Here is a 16,990-nt window from a genome sequence, read left to right as displayed (position 1 = left end):
CGTCCGGGTGAGGTCCACGCGCGCGTGCCGTCGTCGGGGTCAGAAGAGTCCGGTGTCGGCGAAGCGCAGTACCAGCTGGGGTGCGCCGGACAGGGCGATGCCGAGGACCGCGGTCAGGGCGATGGCGGCCGTGAGGGGGGCCGGAGCGCGGTGGCGTTCGTCCGCGCCCTCGGGAGTGCGGAAGAGCAGGGCCGTCCACTGGAGGTAGTAGAAGAGGGCGATCACCACGTTGACGGCCATGATCACGGCCAGCCAGCCGAGTCCGGCGTCGACGGCCGCGGAGAAGACGGTGACCTTCGCGAAGAGGCCGATGATGCCCGGCGGCAGTCCGGCGAGGCACAGCAGGAAGAAGCCCAGGACGAGCGCTGCCAGCGGGCGGGTGGCGTAGAGGCCCCGGTAGTCGCTGACGCGGTTCAGGGGCTTCGTACGGGCCACCAGGGCCCCCACCGCGAAGGCGCCGAGGTTCACGGCGGCGTACATGAGGGCGTACGCGACGGTGGAGCCGATCGCCTTCTGGGCGTCGTCGGAGTACGCGGCGGCGGCGATCGGTACGAGGAGGTAGCCGGCCTGGCCGACGGAGGACCAGGCGAGCAGGCGTACCGCGCTGTACGCGCGCGTGGCCTGCTGGCGCAGGGCGCCCACGTTGCCGACGGTCATGGTGAGCGCGGCCAGGGCTGCCAGCGCCGGGCCCCAGACGTCGGCGTACGACGGGAAGGCGACGACGGTGACGAGGATCAGGCCGGAGAAGCCGACCGCCTTGCCGACGACCGACAGATAGGCGGCGATCGGCAGGGGCGCGCCCACGTAGGTGTCGGGTACCCAGAAGTGGAAGGGCACGGCGGCCGTCTTGAAGGCGAAGCCGATGAGGGTGAGGACGACGCCTGCCTGGGCGAGGGTGTGGAGCTGGGGGTCGACGTGCTGGATCCGGTCGGCGATCTCGGTGAGGTACAGGGTGCCCGTGGACGCGTACACGAAGCTGATGCCCATGAGGCTGACCGCGGTCGCCGTCACGGAGGACAGGAAGAACTTCAGGGCCGCTTCGGAGGACTTCCGGTCGCCGTGCCGGATGCCGACGAGGGCGAAGGCGGGCAGGGAGGCGACCTCCAGGGCGACGATCAGGGTCGCGAGGTCGCGGGAGGCGGGCAGCAGGGCCGCGCCGGCCGCGGAGGACAGCAGCAGGAACCAGTACTCCCCTTCGGGGAGTCCCCGGTCGGCGTCCTTGAGGGCGGTGACCGAGAGGAGTGCGGCGAGCAGCGCGCCGCCGAGCACCAGGAACTGGATGACGAGGGTGAAGCGGTCGGCCGTGTAGCTGCAGACGTCCGTGCTGCCGGTGAGGCAGAAGGTGGAGCGGTCGCCGTCCAGGAGGGGCAGCAGGAGGAGCGCGGACGCGGCGAGGCCGGCGACCGAGATCCAGCCGAGGAGCGACTTCCTGCTGTCGCCGATGAACAGGTCGGCGACCAGCACGGCGAGCCCCACGACGGCCGCGAGGGTGGGCGGCGCGATGGCGAGCCAGTCGACGGACTGGACGACGGACTGAGCCGCGGTCTGGGCCGGGGAGCTCATCGGGGACCTCCTGAGAGGAGCTGCTGCACGGCCGGGTCGGTCAGGCCCAGGAGGGCCTTCGGCCAGAGTCCGGCGACGACGGTGAGGGCGACGAGCGGAGTCCAGGCCGCGAATTCGTACGGCTGTACGTCGGCGAGCCGGGGGGCGTCGGGCTGCGGGGCGGCGCCCATGCAGACGCGGCGTACGACGATGAGCATGTACGCGGCGGCGAGCAGGGTGCCGAACGCGGCGATCGCCGTGTAGGTGAGGAAGGCGGGGCGGCTGAGGTCGTCGGCGGGGTCGAACGCGCCGAACAGGGCCAGCATCTCGCCCCAGAACCCGGCGAGGCCGGGCAGCCCGAGCGAGGCGACGGCGGCGAAGGCCACGAGGCCGCCGAGGCGCGGGGCCCGGCCGTAGAGGGCGGCGCCGGTGCGGTCGGCGAGGGTGTCGAGGTCGGTGGTGCCCGTGCGGTCCTTCAGCGCGCCGACCAGGAAGAAGAGGAGGCCGGTGATGAGGCCGTGGGCGATGTTGGCGAACAGCGCGCCGTTGACGCCGGTCGGGGTCATGGTCGAGATACCGAGCAGCACGAAGCCCATGTGGCCGACGGAGGAGTAGGCGATGAGCCGCTTGAGGTCGCCCTTCGCGCCCTGCCGGGCGAGGGCCAGGCAGGCCAGCGAACCGTAGATGATGCCGACGACGGCGAACGCGGCGAGGTAGGGCGCGAACGTGCGGAATCCGTCGGGCGTGACCGGCAGCAGGATGCGCACGAAACCGTACGTGCCCATCTTGAGCAGGACGCCCGCAAGGAGCACCGAACCGACGGTCGGGGCGGCGGTGTGAGCGTCCGGCAGCCAGCTGTGCAGCGGCCACATCGGCGTCTTGACCGCGAGCCCGATCCCGATCGCCAAAGCAGCCGTGACCTGCACTGATGTGCTCAATCCTGAGCCGTTGTCAGTGGTGAGTGCCATGATGTCGAACGTGCCCGCTTTGATCCCGATCTGGAGCAGGCCCAGCAGCATGACCACGGAACCGAGCAGGGTGAAGAGGATGAACTTCCAGGCGGCCCGGGTCCGTTGCTCACCGCCCCAGCGGGCGATGAGGAAGTACATCGGGATGAGCACCATCTCGAAGGCGAGGAAGAACAGCAGCAGGTCGAGGACGGCGAAGGTCGCGAGGGTGCCGGACTCCAGGACGAGGAGGAGTGCGACGAAGGCCTTCGGGGAGGGGCCGGCAGGCAGCTTGAAGGAGGAGTAGAGCGCGCAGAGGAAGGTCAGGAGCGCGCTCAGGACCAGAAGGGGGAGGGAAATGCCGTCGACGCCGAGGTGGATGCGCACGTCGAGTGCGGGGATCCAGCTGATGTCGGTCGTGGCCTGCATCTTCGACGGATGGTCGTGGTCGAAGCCGAGCGCCAGGACGATCGCGGCGATGAGCACCGCGCCGGTGACGGTCACGCCGTGCCGCAGCACGGCCTGCTCGGGCGACTTCCCCTTCAGCCCGGGCGGGGCCGGCAGGAGAGCGGCGACGGCCCCGATGAGCGGGCCCACGACGAGGAATGCCAGAAGGAACCGCATCACTGACTCGTTGATATCGATCACGCCTGCTCACGCTCCCGTGGCGACGAGGAGGACGGCGACCACCAGGACGACGGTGCCGGCGAGCAGCGCGCTCACATAGGTCTGGACGTTGCCGGTCTGGGCACGCCGTACGGCGGCGCCCAGCAGGCGGGGCACGGCGCTCGCACCGCGTACGTAAGTATCGACGACCTCGCGGTCGAGGAAGCGGACGAGGGTGGCGGCGGCCTGCACCGGGCGGACGAACAGCGCCGTGTACAGGCCGTCCAGGTGGAAGCCGACGGCCGCGTGGCGGTGCAGCGGGCCGAGGAGGACGCGTCCGGGGTCCGCCGGGTCGGGTGCGCCGGCCACATCTCCGTAGGCGGGGGCGTGGCTGGCGATGGCCTCGGCCTCGACGAGACCGCCGTCCGCCCTCGGGTGGGCCGCGACCGCGCCCAGGGGGACTCGGGCCGCCAGGGCGGTGATCTGGCGCCAGGCTCCATAGGTGACGAGGCCGCCGACCAGAGCCATTCCCGTGCCGAGGACGGAGGTGGTGAGGGTCGGGGTCAGGTCGTGGCCGTCGAACCAGTCGGGCAGCCTGCCGTAGGCGAGCCCGCCGAGGGCGAGGGAGGGGATCGCGAGCACCCAGAGCACCGCCGTCATCGCGACGGGCTGCCTGCCGTGGTCGGGGGCCTCGGTGCCCCGGCCCCGGAAGGCGAGCAGCCACAGGCGGGTCGCGTAGGCGGCGGTGAGCAGGGCCGAGACCAGGCCGGCGACGAGGACGATCCAGCCGGCGGTACCGGGGATGCCCTCGGTGTGGCCGGAGGTGACGTGTTCGGCGGCGCCGAGGACGGACTCCTTGGAGAAGAAGCCGCTGAAGGGCGGGATCGCGGCGAGCGCGAGGAGCGCCACGGTCATCGTCCAGTAGGCGTCGGGGATGCGGGCGCGCAGGTTGCCCATGCGGGACATGGCGGCCAGCGAGTTGGTGCCGGAGGCGTGGATGATCACGCCCGCCGCGAGGAAGAGCAGGGCCTTGAAGGCGCCGTGGGTGAGGAGGTGGAAGACGGCGGCTCCGCGGTCGCCGACGGCGAGGGCGCCGGTCATGTAGCCGAGCTGGCCGATCGTCGAGTAGGCGAGGACGCGCTTGATGTCGTCCTGGGCGAGCGCGGCGAGGGCGGAGCCGGTCATCGTGACGGCGGCCATGACGGCGAGGACGACCAGTGCGGCCGAGGAGGTCGCGAAGACCGGGAGGAGCCGGGCGATGAAGTAGACACCGGCGGCGACCATCGTCGCGGCGTGGATCAGCGCGGAGACGGGGGTGGGGCCCGCCATCGCGTCGGGGAGCCAGGTGTGCAGCGGGAACTGCGCCGACTTGCCCGCCACGCCGGCCAGGAGCAGCAGGGCGACCAGTGTCGGGTGGTCGAGTCCGCCGCTCGCGACGGTGCCGAGGATCTTCGTGATCCGGAAGGACCCGGCGTCGGTGGCGAGCGCGAACAGGCCGATCAGGAAGGGGACATCACCGAGTTTGGTGACGAGGAAGGCCTTGAGGGAGGCGGCGCGGGCTTCCGGCGTCTCCCAGTAGTGGCCGACCAGGAAGTACGAGCAGATGCCCATGATCTCCCAGCCGACCAGCAGCACCATCAGGTCGCCGGAGTAGACGACGAGCAGCATCGCGGAGGTGAAGAGGGAGACGAGAGCGGCGTACGAGGGGTAGCGCGGGTCGTCGCGGAGATAGCCCGTCGAGTAGATCTGCACACAGGTCGCGACCAGGGCGACCAGGACGGCGACGAGGGCGGCGAAGCCGTCGATGTGCAGGGCGAGTTCGACGGGGACCGAGCCGGTGGGCGTGAGCTCGGTGGCGGCGTCGACGGCCCGGTCGCCGCCCTGGCGTACGGCGACGACCACGGCGAGGGCGAGCGCCGTGAGCGGCGGCAGTACGGCGAGGGGGCGTACGAAGCCGGGGGCCGTGCGGCCCAGGAGCAGGCCGGCGGCGGCGCCCAGGAACGGGAGGAGGGGGACGAGGACGGCGAGGGTGGTCGTGGTCACGCGGTGGCCTCAGCCTTCTCGTCTTCCGTGGCTTTCGTGGCTTCCGTGACGGTGGCTTCGTCGGGCCCGTGCGGCTCGGCGGTGTCGCGGAGCCTGTCGATGTCCGCGGTGCCGCGGTTGCGGTGGACGGCGAGGACGATCGCCAGGCCGATGCCGATCTCTGCGGCGGCGATGGCGATGGTGAACAGGGTGAGGGCCTGGCCGGAGTGCAGGGTCTCGCGGGCGGTCCTGCTGAGCCAGACGTCGAAGGCGACGAGGTTGAGGTTGACGGCGTTGAGCATCAGCTCGACGGACATCAGGACCAGGATCGCGTTGCGGCGGGCCAGGACGCCGTAGATGCCGGTGCAGAAGAGGAGGGCGGAGAGCACGGCGGGATAGGCGAGGTGCATCAGAGGGCGCCTTCCTTGCCGGCTTCGGCGTCCTTGGCAGAGGTTCCGGCAGCTGTCGCCGTGTTCGCCTTCGCCTTGCGGGACAGGACGATCGCGCCGACCAGGGCGGCGAGGAGGAGGACGGAGAGGGCCTCGAAGGGGAGGACCCAGTTCTGGAAGAGGCTCGCTCCGGTGACGGCGGTGGAGCCCGCGGCGGCGCCGTCCAGGTCGATCCAGGTCGTGCGGAAGGCGTCGACGACGACCCAGACCAGGGCGACGGCGGAGGCCAGCGCCACGGCGAGGGCGGCCCACCGGTTGGCGGAGTCGGCGTCCGGGGAGCGGCCGATGGGGGCCCTGGTGAGCATCAGGCCGAAGAGGAGGAGGACGACGACGGAACCGACGTAGATGAGGACCTGTACCCAGGCGATGAACTCGGCCGTGAGGAGGAGGTATTCGACGGCGAGGCCGCCCAGGGTCACCACGAGCCACAGGGCGGCGTGCACCAGTTGCCGGGTGGTGACGGTGACGAGCGCGGCGCCGAAGGTGACGAGGCCGACGAGGAGGAAGGCGATCTCGACGCCGGTCGGGGAGAGGAAGCCGTGGCTTGCGGCGGCGAGTCTCACGACGTTCCCTCCTGCGGCTCGGCGGGCCCAGTGGGCTCGGTGCGATCGGCGGGCTCGGTGGGCTCGTTCGGCGTGGCCTGGGTGGCCTGCGTGGCCTGCGTGGCCTGCGTGGCTGCCAGTTTCTCCGCCGTCTTGCGGGCGGTGGCGATCTCCTTGGGCTCCTCGGCGGCGGGGTCGAGGGCGGGCGGCGCCGGGACCGTCCACATCCACTCGCGGAGCTTGTCGCGTTCGTGGGTGAGTTCGTGGATGTCGGTCTCGGCGTACTCGAACTCCGGTGACCAGAAGAGGGCGTCGAAGGGGCACACCTCGATGCAGATACCGCAGTACATGCAGAGGGAGAAGTCGATGGCGAAGCGGTCGAGGACGTTGCGGCTGCGCTCGCGGCCACCGGGGGCGGCGGCCGGGACCGTCTCCTTGTGGGAGTCGATGTAGATGCACCAGTCCGGGCACTCGCGGGCGCACAGCATGCAGACCGTGCAGTTCTCCTCGAAGAGGCCGATGACTCCGCGGGAGCGGGGCGGAAGGTCGGGCTGGACGTCCGGGTACTGCGCGGTGACGGTCTTCTTCGTCATCGTGCGGAGGGTGACTGCCAGGCCCTTGGCCAGGCCGATGCCGGGGATGCGGGACCTGGCGGGCGGGAGAGGCTCGGCCGTGGTCACGAGATCACCACCTTCACGATGCCGGTGAGGGCGATCTGGGCGAGGGAGAGGGGGACGAGGAGGGTCCAGGAGAGCTTCTGGAGCTGGTCCTCGCGCAGGCGTGGATAGGTGACGCGCAGCCAGATCACGACGAAGGCCAGCACTGCCGTCTTCAGGAGGGTCCAGACCCAGCCGAGGCCGTCGGTGGCCCAGGGGCCGTGCCAGCCGCCCAGGAAGAGGACGGTGGTCAGGCCGCACAGGACGACGATCCCGGCGTACTCGGCGAGGAGGAAGAGGGCGAAGCGGAGGCCGGTGTACTCGGTGTAGGCGCCGAAGATGATCTCCGAGTCGGCCACCGGCATGTCGAAGGGGGGCCGTTGGAGTTCGGCGAGGCCGGCCACGAAGAAGATGACCGCGCCGGCGATCTGCCAGGGCAGCCACCACCACTCGAAGGCGTCGAGGATGCCGGGGATCGACACCGTTCCCGCAGCCATCGCGACCGAGGCGGCGGTGAGGAGCATCGGGAGTTCGTAGGCGAGGAGTTGGGCGGCGGTGCGCAGGCCGCCGAGGAGGGAGAACTTGTTGGCCGACGCCCAGCCGGCCATGAGCGAGCCGAGGACGCCCACGCCCATGACGGCGAGGACGAAGAAGATGCCCGCGTCGACGGCCTCTCCGACGGCGCCGTCGCCCGGGCCGATCGGGATGGCGAGGAGGACGAGGAGGTACGGGAGGAGGGCCACGGCGGGGGCGAGCTGGAAGATACGGCGGTCGGCTCCGGCCGGGACGATGTCCTCCTTCTGCGCGAACTTCACGCCGTCGGCGACCAGTTGGGCCCAGCCGTGGAAGCCGCCGGCGTACATCGGGCCGAGGCGGCCCTGCATGTGGGCCATCACCTTGTGCTCGGCCTGACCGACGATCAGGGGGAAGGTGAGGAAGACGACGAAGACGATCAGGAGTCGCAGGGCGACGTCGAGCGCGTCGTTCACTCCGAGCCTCCTGGCGGGTTGTCGGGCGCGGGGTTCTCGGGGGTGGGGTTCTCGGGGGTGGGGTTCTCGGGGGTGGGGTTCTCGGGGGTGGGTTCGTCGAAGGCCGGCCGGGCGTGGTGCCAAGGGGCGTCCGGCGTGGGTGGTGGCTGGGTGGCCTCGGTCGCCGGATTCCGCGGTTGCTGCGGTTGCTGCGGTTGCTGCTGCGATGCCGAACCCTGGCTCACGCTGCGCGCCCGGCGAGGTGCGGCCGTCGGGGCCTGGGCAGCGGGCGGAGGCGAAGCCGGCGGGGCCTCCGTGGGAGTGCCCTCCGGTGCCGGGGTCTCGCCTGCCGGGGGCCGGCTTGCCGAGCCGTCCGATGCCGTGCGGGTGCGGCGTACCGGGCGGTCGCCGGTCGCGCGGCCGGCGGCGGCGCGGGCCGGGCGGGTCGGGGCCGGACGGAGCTGGCCCTTCAGGGGGCCCCACTCGTTGGGGTCGGGGACGCCGGGCGGGAGCATCTGGCGGCGCTTGGGCCCGCCGTGTTCCGACTCCCCCGGTTCCTTCGCGCCCGGCCAGGCCTTGGCGACGCGGGCCGCCAGCACGAAGTCCTTGCGGAGGGGGTGGCCCTCGAAGGTCTCCGGGAGGAGGAGGTGGTCGAGGCCCGGGTGGCCCTCGAAACGTACGCCGAACATCTCGTGCGTCTCGCGCTCGTGCCAGGCGGCGCCCGCGTAGACGTTCACCAGGGAGGGCAGTACGGCGGACTCGTGCGGGACCGTCGTCCGTACGAGGAGGCGGCGGACCGGGGAGAGGGCGACCACGTGGGCGGCGACGCGGAAGCCCGTGCCCGGTTCGTCGACCGCGCTGAGCCAGTCGAAGTAGGTGCAGGAGAGGCGGTCGCGTGCGGTCTCCAGCGCGGAGGTCCAGGACGTCGGGGGTACGTCGACGGTCAGGACGTCGTAGGACTCCTCGGCCGTGGCCTCCGTACCGAAGAGTTCCTCGGTGGAGGCGGGCAGCCAGCCGGTGGCCGTCAACTTGCCTCCCCCGCGGTCGGCGGCTGCACCAGGGGGCTCTGGAGCGCGGCCGGTGAGGGACGCGTCGCCGGTCCGGACGCGTAGCGGTCGCCCAGGGACTCCCGGGCGATCTTCTCCTGGAGCTTGAGGATGCCCTGGAGCAGCGCCTCGGGCCGGGGCGGGCACCCGGGGACGTAGACATCGACCGGGATGATCTGGTCGACGCCCTTCGTCACGGAGTAGGAGTCCCAGTACGGGCCGCCGCAGTTGCTGCACGCACCGAAGGAGATGACGTATTTCGGCTCGGGCATCTGTTCGTACAGGCGCCGTACCGCCGGGGCCATCTTGTCCGTGACCGTGCCCGAGACCACCATCAGGTCGGCCTGGCGCGGCCCGGGGGCGAAGGGGATCACGCCGAGGCGGATGAAGTCGTGGCGGGCCATGGACGCGGCGATGAACTCGATCGCGCAGCAGGCGAGGCCGAAGTTGAAGACCCAGAGCGAGTAGCGGCGGCCCCAGTTCAGGACCACCTTCATCGGCTCGGGGGCCAGGCGGGCGAGGGCGCCCAGCCGTTTCGGCTCCGGCAGCAGCACAGGCACAGGCGCCGGAACGGGTGCCGGCACGGGCGCCGGCGAATTCGCTTCTGGCGTCACGTCCATGTCAGGACGCCCTTCTTGTATGCGTAGAGCAGGCCCACGGCCAGGAAGCCGAGGAAGACGAACATCTCGACGAGGGTGGCCGCGCCGTAGCCGGGAGCCGCGAAGACGGTCGCCCAGGGGAACAGGAAGATCGAGTCGACGGCGAAGATGACGTAGAGGAAGGCGTAGACGTAGTAGCGGACCTGGGTGTGGGCCCAGCCCTCGCCGACGGGGTCGACACCGCACTCGTACGTCATGAGCTTCTCGGGGGTCGGGACCACGGGGCGCAGCAGGCGCCCGGCCCCGAAGGCGACCGCGACGAAGAGCACGCCGACGGCGGCGAGCAGTCCGACGACGGAGTAGGACTGGAAGTACTCCGACGCTGCGATGTGCTCCGTCGTGGCTACGGCGGTCGGTGCCGGCATGCCCGTCCCTCGCTCCCTGGCCTCGTGACATCTCGCCCCTGGTCTTCGGCGATCTGTACGGACGGGAGTCTAGGGCCTGCTAAAGAGACCGTAAGCAGCCCGTCACACATGGCCATGTCCGGCTGGTGTGCAAGTGGTGTGCAAGGTGGGGTTTTCCCCCGGGTCGCCGGGCGGTCCGCCTCATGGCGCCGTGGCGCGGCGGCGGGCAGGCTGGCGGGCATGACCGCACGTATCACCGCCACCAGCGCGGAAACCGAGGGCGACCGACTGCCCCCTGTCCGTTTCGCCCTCGAACCGCAGACGTGGAAGGAGATCGCCCACCTCCTGGCCAACCTGCCGATGGCGCTGTTCGGTTTCGTGTACGTGGTGACCGTGGTGAGCACCGGTGCCTTCCTCACGCTCACGGTCGTCGGTCTTCCGATGCTCGCCGCCGGACTGATGGGCGCGCGTCTGCTGGGCCGGTTCGAGCGGGCGCGGGCCAGGGTGCTTCTCGGGGTGCGGGTGGACGAGCCGAGTCCGCTGCCGCTGGGCGGCGGTCGCGGCGCCCGTGGCCGTGAGCTCGGGTTCTTCGGGCAGATGATGCTGGCGCTGAAGGACCCGGTGGGCTGGCGCACCATCCTGTACGACTTCGTCCGGCTGCCCTGGGGCATCCTCACCTTCACCCTGACGCTCGTGTCGCTCTTCGTGCTGTGGCCGGTGCTGCCCTTCCTGGCACGGGGGCTCACGAACGTGGACCGGGCGATGGTGCGCGGGCTGCTGTCGCCCTCCGACGAGCTGGAACGCCGTATCGCCGAACTGGAGTCCGACCGGGGGGTCGTGGTCGACACCGCCGCGGCTGACCTGCGGCGTATCGAGCGCGATCTGCACGACGGGGCGCAGGCCCGGCTCGTGAACCTCGCGATGGGGCTCGGGCTGGCCAAGGAGAAGATCCTGGAGGGCCAGGCCGACGAGCACGTGGCGGCGATGGTCGAGGAGGCGCACGGCGAGGTGAAGCTCGCACTGCAGGAGCTGCGGGATCTGGCGCGCGGGATCCACCCTGCCGTACTGACCGACCGTGGGCTGGACGCGGCGCTGTCCTCGGTGGCCTCGCGGTGCACCGTGCCGGTGAAGGTGACCGCCGACCTGCCGGCCAGGCCGGCCGCCGCCATCGAGGGCATCGCCTACTTCACGGTCTCCGAGCTGCTCCAGAACATCAGCAAGCACAGCGGGGCACGCAACGCGTCCGTCGACGTCTGGCGGACCGACGACCGGCTGCTGATCCAGGTATGGGACGACGGGCGCGGCGGTGCGCGGCTCGACGGCGGTACGGGGATGGTGGGGCTCGCGGACCGGCTGGGCGCGGTGGACGGGCTGTTCGTCATCGACTCGCCCGAGGGCGGCCCCACGACGGTCACGGCCGAGCTGCCCTGGCGGGAACGGGTCGAGGCGTAGGCGCAATCGCCGAGGTGCCGAGGCGTAGGTAGGGAAAACCCCCGGAGGAAGACGCCTACGTGCTCCATGGTCCGGGGCGCCCCCTGCGAGCAGGCTGATGACACACGAGCAGGACACCGGCGGGCAGCCGGACAGACAGCCGGCCATTCGGTTGGCCGGCCGGCCGCCCGGCTGAGCCGACTGAGCTGACTGGCTGATGAGCCGACCTAGTAGAACGGACTGGACCGATGGCCACGGAGTACGGGCAGGGGTACGGGCGACAGGGCGGCCCCGGGGCCGGATTCCACGGCACGGCCGACGGGGGCGCCGGGGAGCGGCGGCATCGGCTGCCGACCGCCTTGCGGGCGCCCGTCGAGGCGCGCAGCCGGCGTGAGTTCGCGTACGTGCTGCTGAGCCTGCCGGTCAGCGTGCTGGTGTTCTCGTACGCCGTCACCCTGGCCTTCACCGGCTCGCTTCTCCTCATCACCTTCCTCGGGATTCCGGTGCTGGCCGTGGGGCTCGCGGGGTGCCGGGGGTTCGGTGTGCTGGAGCGGAAGATGGCGCGCGGGCTGCTCGGGCTGGACGTCGCCGAACCGGAGCCGGCACGGGGGCGCAAGCCCGGGGCGGCGGCCTGGATGGGCGCCGTGCTCAAGAGCGGGACCTCGTGGCGGCATCTGCTGTACTCGGTGCTGCACATGCCGTGGGCGGTGTTCTCGTTCACGGTCTCGGTGATCTTCTGGGTGTACGGGTGGGCACTGCTCACGTATCCGGTGTGGTTCTGGCTCTTCCCGATGTACGGCGGGCAGGACGGCCTCCAGCTGTACGGCGACGAGACGCACAGCATCTACCTCGACAACCCGTTCGAGATCACGGTGACCGCGCTGGTCGGGCTGCTGTTCACCATGGCCACGCCCTGGATCGTGCGGGCGCTGACCTCCGTGGACCGGGTGATGGTGCGGGGGCTGCTCGGGCCGACGCGGCTGGCGACACGCGTGGTCGAGCTGGAGTCCGACCGGGGGGTCGTGGTCGACACCGCCGCGGCTGACCTGCGTCGTATCGAGCGGGATCTGCACGACGGGGCGCAGGCGCGGCTGGTGGCGCTGGCCATGGATCTGGGGCTCGCGAAGGAGAAGCTCGCGGAGGATCCGCAGGCGGCGGCGCGGATGGTGGGCGAGGCGCACGGTGAGGTGAAGACGGCGTTGCAGGAGCTGCGGGATCTGGCGCGCGGGATTCATCCGGCGGTGCTGACGGACCGGGGGCTGGACGCGGCACTGTCCGCGGTGGCCTCGCGGTGTGTGGTGCCGGTACGGGTGGAGGTGGATCTGGTGGAGCGGCCGGCCGCGGCGATCGAGGGGATCGCGTACTTCACGGTGTCGGAGCTGCTACAGAACATCAGCAAGCACGCGCGGGCGACGGGGGCGTCGGTGGATGTTTGGCGGGTGGAGAACCGGCTGATGTTGCAGGTGGTGGATGACGGGGTGGGGGGTGCGGATGCCTCCGGCGGTTCCGGGTTGGCGGGGCTGGCGGGGCGGCTCGATGCGGTGGACGGGATTCTGGTGGTGGATTCGCCGGTGGGTGGGCCCACCCGGGTGACCGCGGAGTTGCCCTGGCGGGGGTGAGGTTGGTGAGGGGCGGGTTTGTTTCGCCCCCGCCGCACCTACCCGTCCCCTCCTGAACCTGGGGGCTGCGCCCCCCAGCCCCCCTTTCGCGCTGAACGCGCTCGTCCTCAAGCGCCGGACGGGCTGAAAAGCGCCGGATCGCCCTGGAAGGGGCTCGGGGAAAACCCATCGACAACAACCCCTTCCTCGTCCGAATACTGGGATGCTTGAGCCTGGTGTTCGGACGGGGTGGGGAGCCGGGAATCGTGGAGGACAGGGTGCGCGTGGTCATCGCCGAGGATTCAGTGCTGCTGAGAGAGGGCCTGACCCGGTTGTTGACCGACCGTGGGCATGATGTCGTCGCCGGTGTGGGTGACGGGGGCGCGCTGATCAAGACCATTACCGAGCTCGCCGCGCAGGACGAGCTCCCGGATGTCGTCGTGGCGGATGTGCGGATGCCGCCCACCCATACCGACGAAGGGGTCCGGGCCGCCGTACAGCTGCGGAAATCGCATCCGGGACTGGGTGTGCTCGTGCTGTCGCAGTACGTCGAGGAGCGGTACGCGACCGAGCTGCTCGCGGGGTCCAGCCGGGGCGTCGGGTATCTGCTGAAGGACCGGGTAGCCGAGGTGCGGGAGTTCGTGGACGCGGTGGTGCGGGTGGCCCAGGGGGGTACCGCGCTCGATCCGGAGGTCGTGGCCCAGTTGCTGGGCCGCAGCCGTAAGCAGGACGTGCTCGCCGGGCTCACTCCCCGGGAGCGCGAGGTGCTGGGGCTCATGGCGGAGGGCCGGACGAATTCGGCCATCGCACGGCAGCTCGTGGTGAGTGACGGGGCCGTCGAGAAGCACGTCAGCAACATATTCCTGAAGCTGGGACTCTCCCCCAGCGACGGCGACCACCGGCGTGTTCTGGCCGTTCTGACCTACCTCAACACCTGACCACTTGACACCTGACACCCTGTCAGTGCCACGGGGCAGGAAATCATGACAAGTCCGGGCGCCACACCGTCTCAAAATGGCGTCCATCATGCGATCAGTCCCGGGAAGGCCACCCTTACCGACGTACTGTTGATCCTGGGAGGGTCCGCGGGAGGGCCGGTCCCAGGCCGCCGCCTCGAAGGAGGTCCAGTTCAGTGACCAGCCAGGTCAGCAGTCCAGCGGAGAGTTCAGCGGAGAAGGCCGGCTCGGACGTCGGAGCCGTCGGAGCCGTCGTGGGAGAGCAGCGCAATCCGGCGGGCGTGAAGGACGTACGCCGCCTCGATCGGGTGATTATTCGGTTCGCGGGGGACTCCGGGGACGGTATGCAGCTCACGGGGGACCGCTTCACCTCCGAGACCGCGTCCTTCGGGAACGATCTGTCCACCCTGCCGAACTTCCCCGCCGAGATCCGGGCGCCCGCAGGAACCCTGCCGGGCGTTTCCTCGTTCCAGCTGCATTTCGCCGACCACGACATCCTCACGCCCGGCGACGCGCCCAATGTGCTCGTCGCGATGAATCCGGCAGCGCTGAAGGCGAACATCGCCGATGTGCCGCGCGGCGCGGAGATCATCGTCAACACGGACGAGTTCACCAAGCGGGCCATGCAGAAGGTGGGGTACGCGGCCTCGCCGTTGGAGGACGGCTCGCTCGACGGGTACAGCCTGCATCCGGTGCCACTGACCACCCTCACGGTGGAGGCACTCAAGGAGTTCGCGCTGACCCGCAAGGAGGCCGAGCGCAGCAAGAACATGTTCGCGCTGGGCCTGTTGAGCTGGATGTACCACCGGCCCACCGAGGGCACCGAGAAGTTCCTGGCCGCGAAGTTCGCCAAGAAGCCCGACATCGCTGCCGCCAACCTGGCCGCGTTCAGGGCCGGTTGGAACTTCGGGGAGACGACCGAGGACTTCGCGGTCAGTTACGAGGTCGCACCGGCCTCCACCGCGTTCCCCACCGGCACCTATCGCAACATCTCGGGGAACCTGGCCCTGTCGTACGGGCTGATCGCGGCCGGTCAACAGGCTGATCTGCCGCTGTACCTGGGGTCCTATCCGATCACGCCGGCCTCCGACATCCTGCACGAGCTGAGCAGGCACAAGAACTTCGGTGTCCGCACCTTCCAGGCCGAGGACGAGATCGCGGGTATCGGGGCCGCGCTGGGCGCCGCCTTCGGCGGGTCGCTGGCCGTCACCACCACCTCGGGGCCCGGCGTGGCCCTGAAGTCCGAGACCATCGGGCTGGCGGTGTCGATGGAACTGCCGTTGCTGGTCATCGACATCCAGCGCGGCGGGCCCTCCACCGGGCTGCCGACCAAGACCGAGCAGGCGGATCTGCTTCAGGCCATGTTCGGCCGCAACGGCGAGGCCCCGGTCCCGATCGTGGCCCCGTGCACACCCGCCGACTGTTTCGACGCCGCCATCGAAGCCGCCCGTATCGCCCTCACCTACCGGACCCCGGTCTTCCTGCTCTCCGACGGGTACCTCGCCAACGGCTCCGAGCCCTGGCGCATCCCCGACGTCGACGAACTCCCGGATCTACGGGTCCAGTTCGCCCAGGGACCCAACCACACCCTCGACGACGGCACCGAGGTCTTCTGGCCCTACAAGCGGGACCCGCAGTCCCTCGCCCGCCCCTGGGCCATTCCCGGCACCCCCGGGCTCGAACACCGCATCGGCGGCATCGAGAAGCAGGACGGCACGGGCAACATCTCCTACGATCCCGCCAACCACGACCTGATGGTGCGTACCCGTCAGGCCAAGATCGACGGCATCGACGTACCGGATCTGGTGGTCGACGAGCCGTCCGGCACGGCCAACGCCCTTGTGCTGGGCTGGGGTTCGACCTACGGGCCGATCACCGCGGCGGTACGCCGGCTGCGGGCGGCGGGCGAGTCGATCGCGCAGGCCCATCTGCGTCACCTCAATCCGTTCCCGAGGAATCTCGGCGAGGTGCTGCGGCGCTACGACAAGGTCGTCATCCCGGAGATGAACCTCGGCCAGCTCGCCACGCTGATCCGGGCGAAGTACCTGGTGGACGCCCACTCGTACAACCAGGTCAACGGTATGCCGTTCAAGGCCGAACAGCTCGCCACGGCTCTCAAGGAGGCCATCGATGGCTGAGACGTCCACGGAAGGCGCCGGTACCGGCTCGATCGAGGCACTCACTCTGGTGCCCAAGGCCGAGGCCAGGCAGTCCATGAAGGACTTCAAGTCCGACCAGGAAGTGCGCTGGTGCCCCGGCTGCGGGGACTACGCGGTCCTCGCCGCCGTGCAGGGCTTCATGCCCGAACTCGGCCTGGCGAAGGAGAACATCGTCTTCGTGTCGGGGATCGGGTGCTCCTCCCGCTTCCCGTACTACATGAACACCTACGGGATGCATTCGATTCACGGGCGGGCACCCGCCATCGCGACCGGCCTCGCCTCCAGTCGGCGCGATCTGTCCGTCTGGGTGGTCACCGGGGACGGAGACGCGCTCTCCATCGGCGGCAACCATCTGATCCACGCCCTGCGGCGCAACGTGAACCTCAAGATCCTGCTGTTCAACAACCGGATCTACGGGCTGACCAAGGGCCAGTACAGCCCGACGTCGGAGGTCGGCAAGATCACCAAGTCGACGCCGATGGGGTCACTGGACGCGCCCTTCAACCCGGTGTCGCTGGCGATCGGCGCGGAGGCCTCCTTCGTCGCCCGGACCGTCGACTCCGACCGCAAGCACCTCACGAGCGTGCTGCGCGAGGCCGCCGCCCACCCCGGGACGGCGCTCGTCGAGATCTACCAGAACTGCAACATCTTCAACGACGGCGCCTTCGAGGTCCTCAAGGACAGGCAGCAGGCCGAGGAGGCGGTGATCCGGCTGGAGCACGGGCAGCCGATCCGGTTCGGGGCCGACGGCGCCAAGGGTGTCGTACGGGACCGGGCGACCGGCGACCTGAAGGTGGTCGCCGTCACCGCCGACAACGAGGGCGAGGTGCTCGTGCACGACGCCCGCTCCGCGTCTCCGACCACCGCGTTCGCGCTCTCCCGGCTAGCCGACCCGGACACCCTGCACCACACGCCCATCGGCGTCTTCCGCTCCGTCGACCGGCCCGTCTACGACACGCAGATGGCCGAGCAGCTCGACACGGCGATCGTCCAGAACGGCAAGGGCGACCTGGGCGCTCTGCTCGCCGGCGGCGACACCTGGACCGTCGTCGGCTGAGCGGTCAG

The 16,990-nt window shown here is 70.5% G+C and carries 15 protein-coding genes; 5 read left to right on the top strand and 10 right to left on the bottom strand.

Features of this window, described 5'->3' with window-relative positions:
- Positions 1–39 precede the first annotated feature (39 nt).
- The 10 genes from OG595_RS25865 to OG595_RS25820 form a co-directional block, all read right to left on the bottom strand.
- Complete coding sequence (locus OG595_RS25865) at positions 40–1,563, bottom strand: NADH-quinone oxidoreductase subunit N (RefSeq protein WP_329276002.1); 1,524 nt, start codon at positions 1,561–1,563, stop codon at positions 40–42.
- Positions 1,560–3,137, bottom strand: coding sequence for an NADH-quinone oxidoreductase subunit M (locus OG595_RS25860; protein ID WP_329276000.1), 1,578 nt, complete (start codon positions 3,135–3,137; stop codon positions 1,560–1,562). The genes OG595_RS25865 and OG595_RS25860 overlap by 4 nt, the downstream gene beginning before the upstream one ends.
- A gap of 6 nt (positions 3,138–3,143) precedes the next feature.
- On the bottom strand, positions 3,144–5,138 hold the full coding sequence (locus OG595_RS25855) for an NADH-quinone oxidoreductase subunit 5 family protein (protein ID WP_329275998.1): 1,995 nt from the start codon (positions 5,136–5,138) through the stop codon (positions 3,144–3,146).
- The gene (gene nuoK / locus OG595_RS25850; protein ID WP_329275995.1) at positions 5,135–5,527 is read right to left on the bottom strand and encodes an NADH-quinone oxidoreductase subunit NuoK; all 393 of its coding nucleotides are present in this window, start codon (positions 5,525–5,527) and stop codon (positions 5,135–5,137) included. The genes OG595_RS25855 and nuoK overlap by 4 nt, the downstream gene beginning before the upstream one ends.
- A complete protein-coding gene (locus tag OG595_RS25845; RefSeq protein WP_329275992.1) occupies positions 5,527–6,129 on the bottom strand; it encodes an NADH-quinone oxidoreductase subunit J family protein in 603 nt (200 codons plus the stop codon). Before OG595_RS25845 ends, nuoK begins: the two co-directional genes overlap by 1 nt.
- Complete coding sequence (locus tag OG595_RS25840; protein WP_329283202.1) at positions 6,126–6,701, bottom strand: 4Fe-4S binding protein; 576 nt, start codon at positions 6,699–6,701, stop codon at positions 6,126–6,128. The genes OG595_RS25845 and OG595_RS25840 overlap by 4 nt, the downstream gene beginning before the upstream one ends.
- 83 nt (positions 6,702–6,784) lie before the next feature.
- A complete protein-coding gene (locus OG595_RS25835; protein ID WP_329275990.1) occupies positions 6,785–7,753 on the bottom strand; it encodes a complex I subunit 1/NuoH family protein in 969 nt (322 codons plus the stop codon).
- On the bottom strand, positions 7,750–8,760 hold the full coding sequence (locus OG595_RS25830; protein ID WP_329275988.1) for an NADH-quinone oxidoreductase subunit C: 1,011 nt from the start codon (positions 8,758–8,760) through the stop codon (positions 7,750–7,752). Before OG595_RS25830 ends, OG595_RS25835 begins: the two co-directional genes overlap by 4 nt.
- On the bottom strand, positions 8,757–9,398 hold the full coding sequence (locus OG595_RS25825) for an NADH-quinone oxidoreductase subunit B (RefSeq protein WP_329275986.1): 642 nt from the start codon (positions 9,396–9,398) through the stop codon (positions 8,757–8,759). Before OG595_RS25825 ends, OG595_RS25830 begins: the two co-directional genes overlap by 4 nt.
- The gene (locus OG595_RS25820; protein ID WP_329275984.1) at positions 9,389–9,802 is read right to left on the bottom strand and encodes an NADH-quinone oxidoreductase subunit A; all 414 of its coding nucleotides are present in this window, start codon (positions 9,800–9,802) and stop codon (positions 9,389–9,391) included. The genes OG595_RS25825 and OG595_RS25820 overlap by 10 nt, the downstream gene beginning before the upstream one ends.
- A 219-nt stretch (positions 9,803–10,021) precedes the next feature.
- Between OG595_RS25820 and OG595_RS25815 the strand changes: the two genes are divergently transcribed.
- From OG595_RS25815 to OG595_RS25795, 5 genes are all read left to right on the top strand, one after another.
- Entirely contained in the window at positions 10,022–11,233 is a 1,212-nt protein-coding gene (locus tag OG595_RS25815; protein ID WP_329275983.1) for a sensor histidine kinase, read from the top strand.
- 227 nt (positions 11,234–11,460) lie between these two features.
- A complete protein-coding gene (locus OG595_RS25810; protein WP_329275981.1) occupies positions 11,461–12,831 on the top strand; it encodes a sensor histidine kinase in 1,371 nt (456 codons plus the stop codon).
- A gap of 257 nt (positions 12,832–13,088) precedes the next feature.
- A complete protein-coding gene (locus OG595_RS25805; protein WP_329283200.1) occupies positions 13,089–13,748 on the top strand; it encodes a response regulator transcription factor in 660 nt (219 codons plus the stop codon).
- Positions 13,749–13,942: 194 nt separating this feature from the next.
- The gene (locus OG595_RS25800; protein ID WP_329275979.1) at positions 13,943–15,904 is read left to right on the top strand and encodes a 2-oxoacid:acceptor oxidoreductase subunit alpha; all 1,962 of its coding nucleotides are present in this window, start codon (positions 13,943–13,945) and stop codon (positions 15,902–15,904) included.
- Positions 15,897–16,982 (top strand): 2-oxoacid:ferredoxin oxidoreductase subunit beta, encoded by a 1,086-nt coding sequence (locus OG595_RS25795; RefSeq protein ID WP_329275976.1) that lies wholly within the window; start codon positions 15,897–15,899, stop codon positions 16,980–16,982. The genes OG595_RS25800 and OG595_RS25795 overlap by 8 nt, the downstream gene beginning before the upstream one ends.
- Positions 16,983–16,990: the final 8 nt, after the last annotated feature.

This window comes from Streptomyces sp. NBC_01451 (assembly GCF_036227485.1).
Classification (GTDB): Bacteria; Actinomycetota; Actinomycetes; order Streptomycetales; family Streptomycetaceae; genus Streptomyces.
This window is presented reverse-complemented; position numbering and strand designations above follow the sequence as displayed.

Excerpts from the sequence above, each read along its gene's own strand:
- OG595_RS25865 (WP_329276002.1), bottom strand. The coding sequence starts at position 1,563 with ATGAGCTCCCCGGCCCAGACCGCGGCTCAGTCCGTCGTCCAGTCCGTC.
- nuoK (WP_329275995.1), bottom strand. The coding sequence starts at position 5,527 with ATGCACCTCGCCTATCCCGCCGTGCTCTCCGCCCTCCTCTTCTGCACC.
- OG595_RS25840 (WP_329283202.1), bottom strand. The coding sequence starts at position 6,701 with ATGACGAAGAAGACCGTCACCGCGCAGTACCCGGACGTCCAGCCCGAC.
- OG595_RS25825 (WP_329275986.1), bottom strand. The coding sequence starts at position 9,398 with ATGGACGTGACGCCAGAAGCGAATTCGCCGGCGCCCGTGCCGGCACCC.
- OG595_RS25820 (WP_329275984.1), bottom strand. The coding sequence starts at position 9,802 with ATGCCGGCACCGACCGCCGTAGCCACGACGGAGCACATCGCAGCGTCG.
- OG595_RS25815 (WP_329275983.1), top strand. The coding sequence starts at position 10,022 with ATGACCGCACGTATCACCGCCACCAGCGCGGAAACCGAGGGCGACCGA.
- OG595_RS25810 (WP_329275981.1), top strand. The coding sequence starts at position 11,461 with ATGGCCACGGAGTACGGGCAGGGGTACGGGCGACAGGGCGGCCCCGGG.
- OG595_RS25795 (WP_329275976.1), top strand. The coding sequence starts at position 15,897 with ATGGCTGAGACGTCCACGGAAGGCGCCGGTACCGGCTCGATCGAGGCA.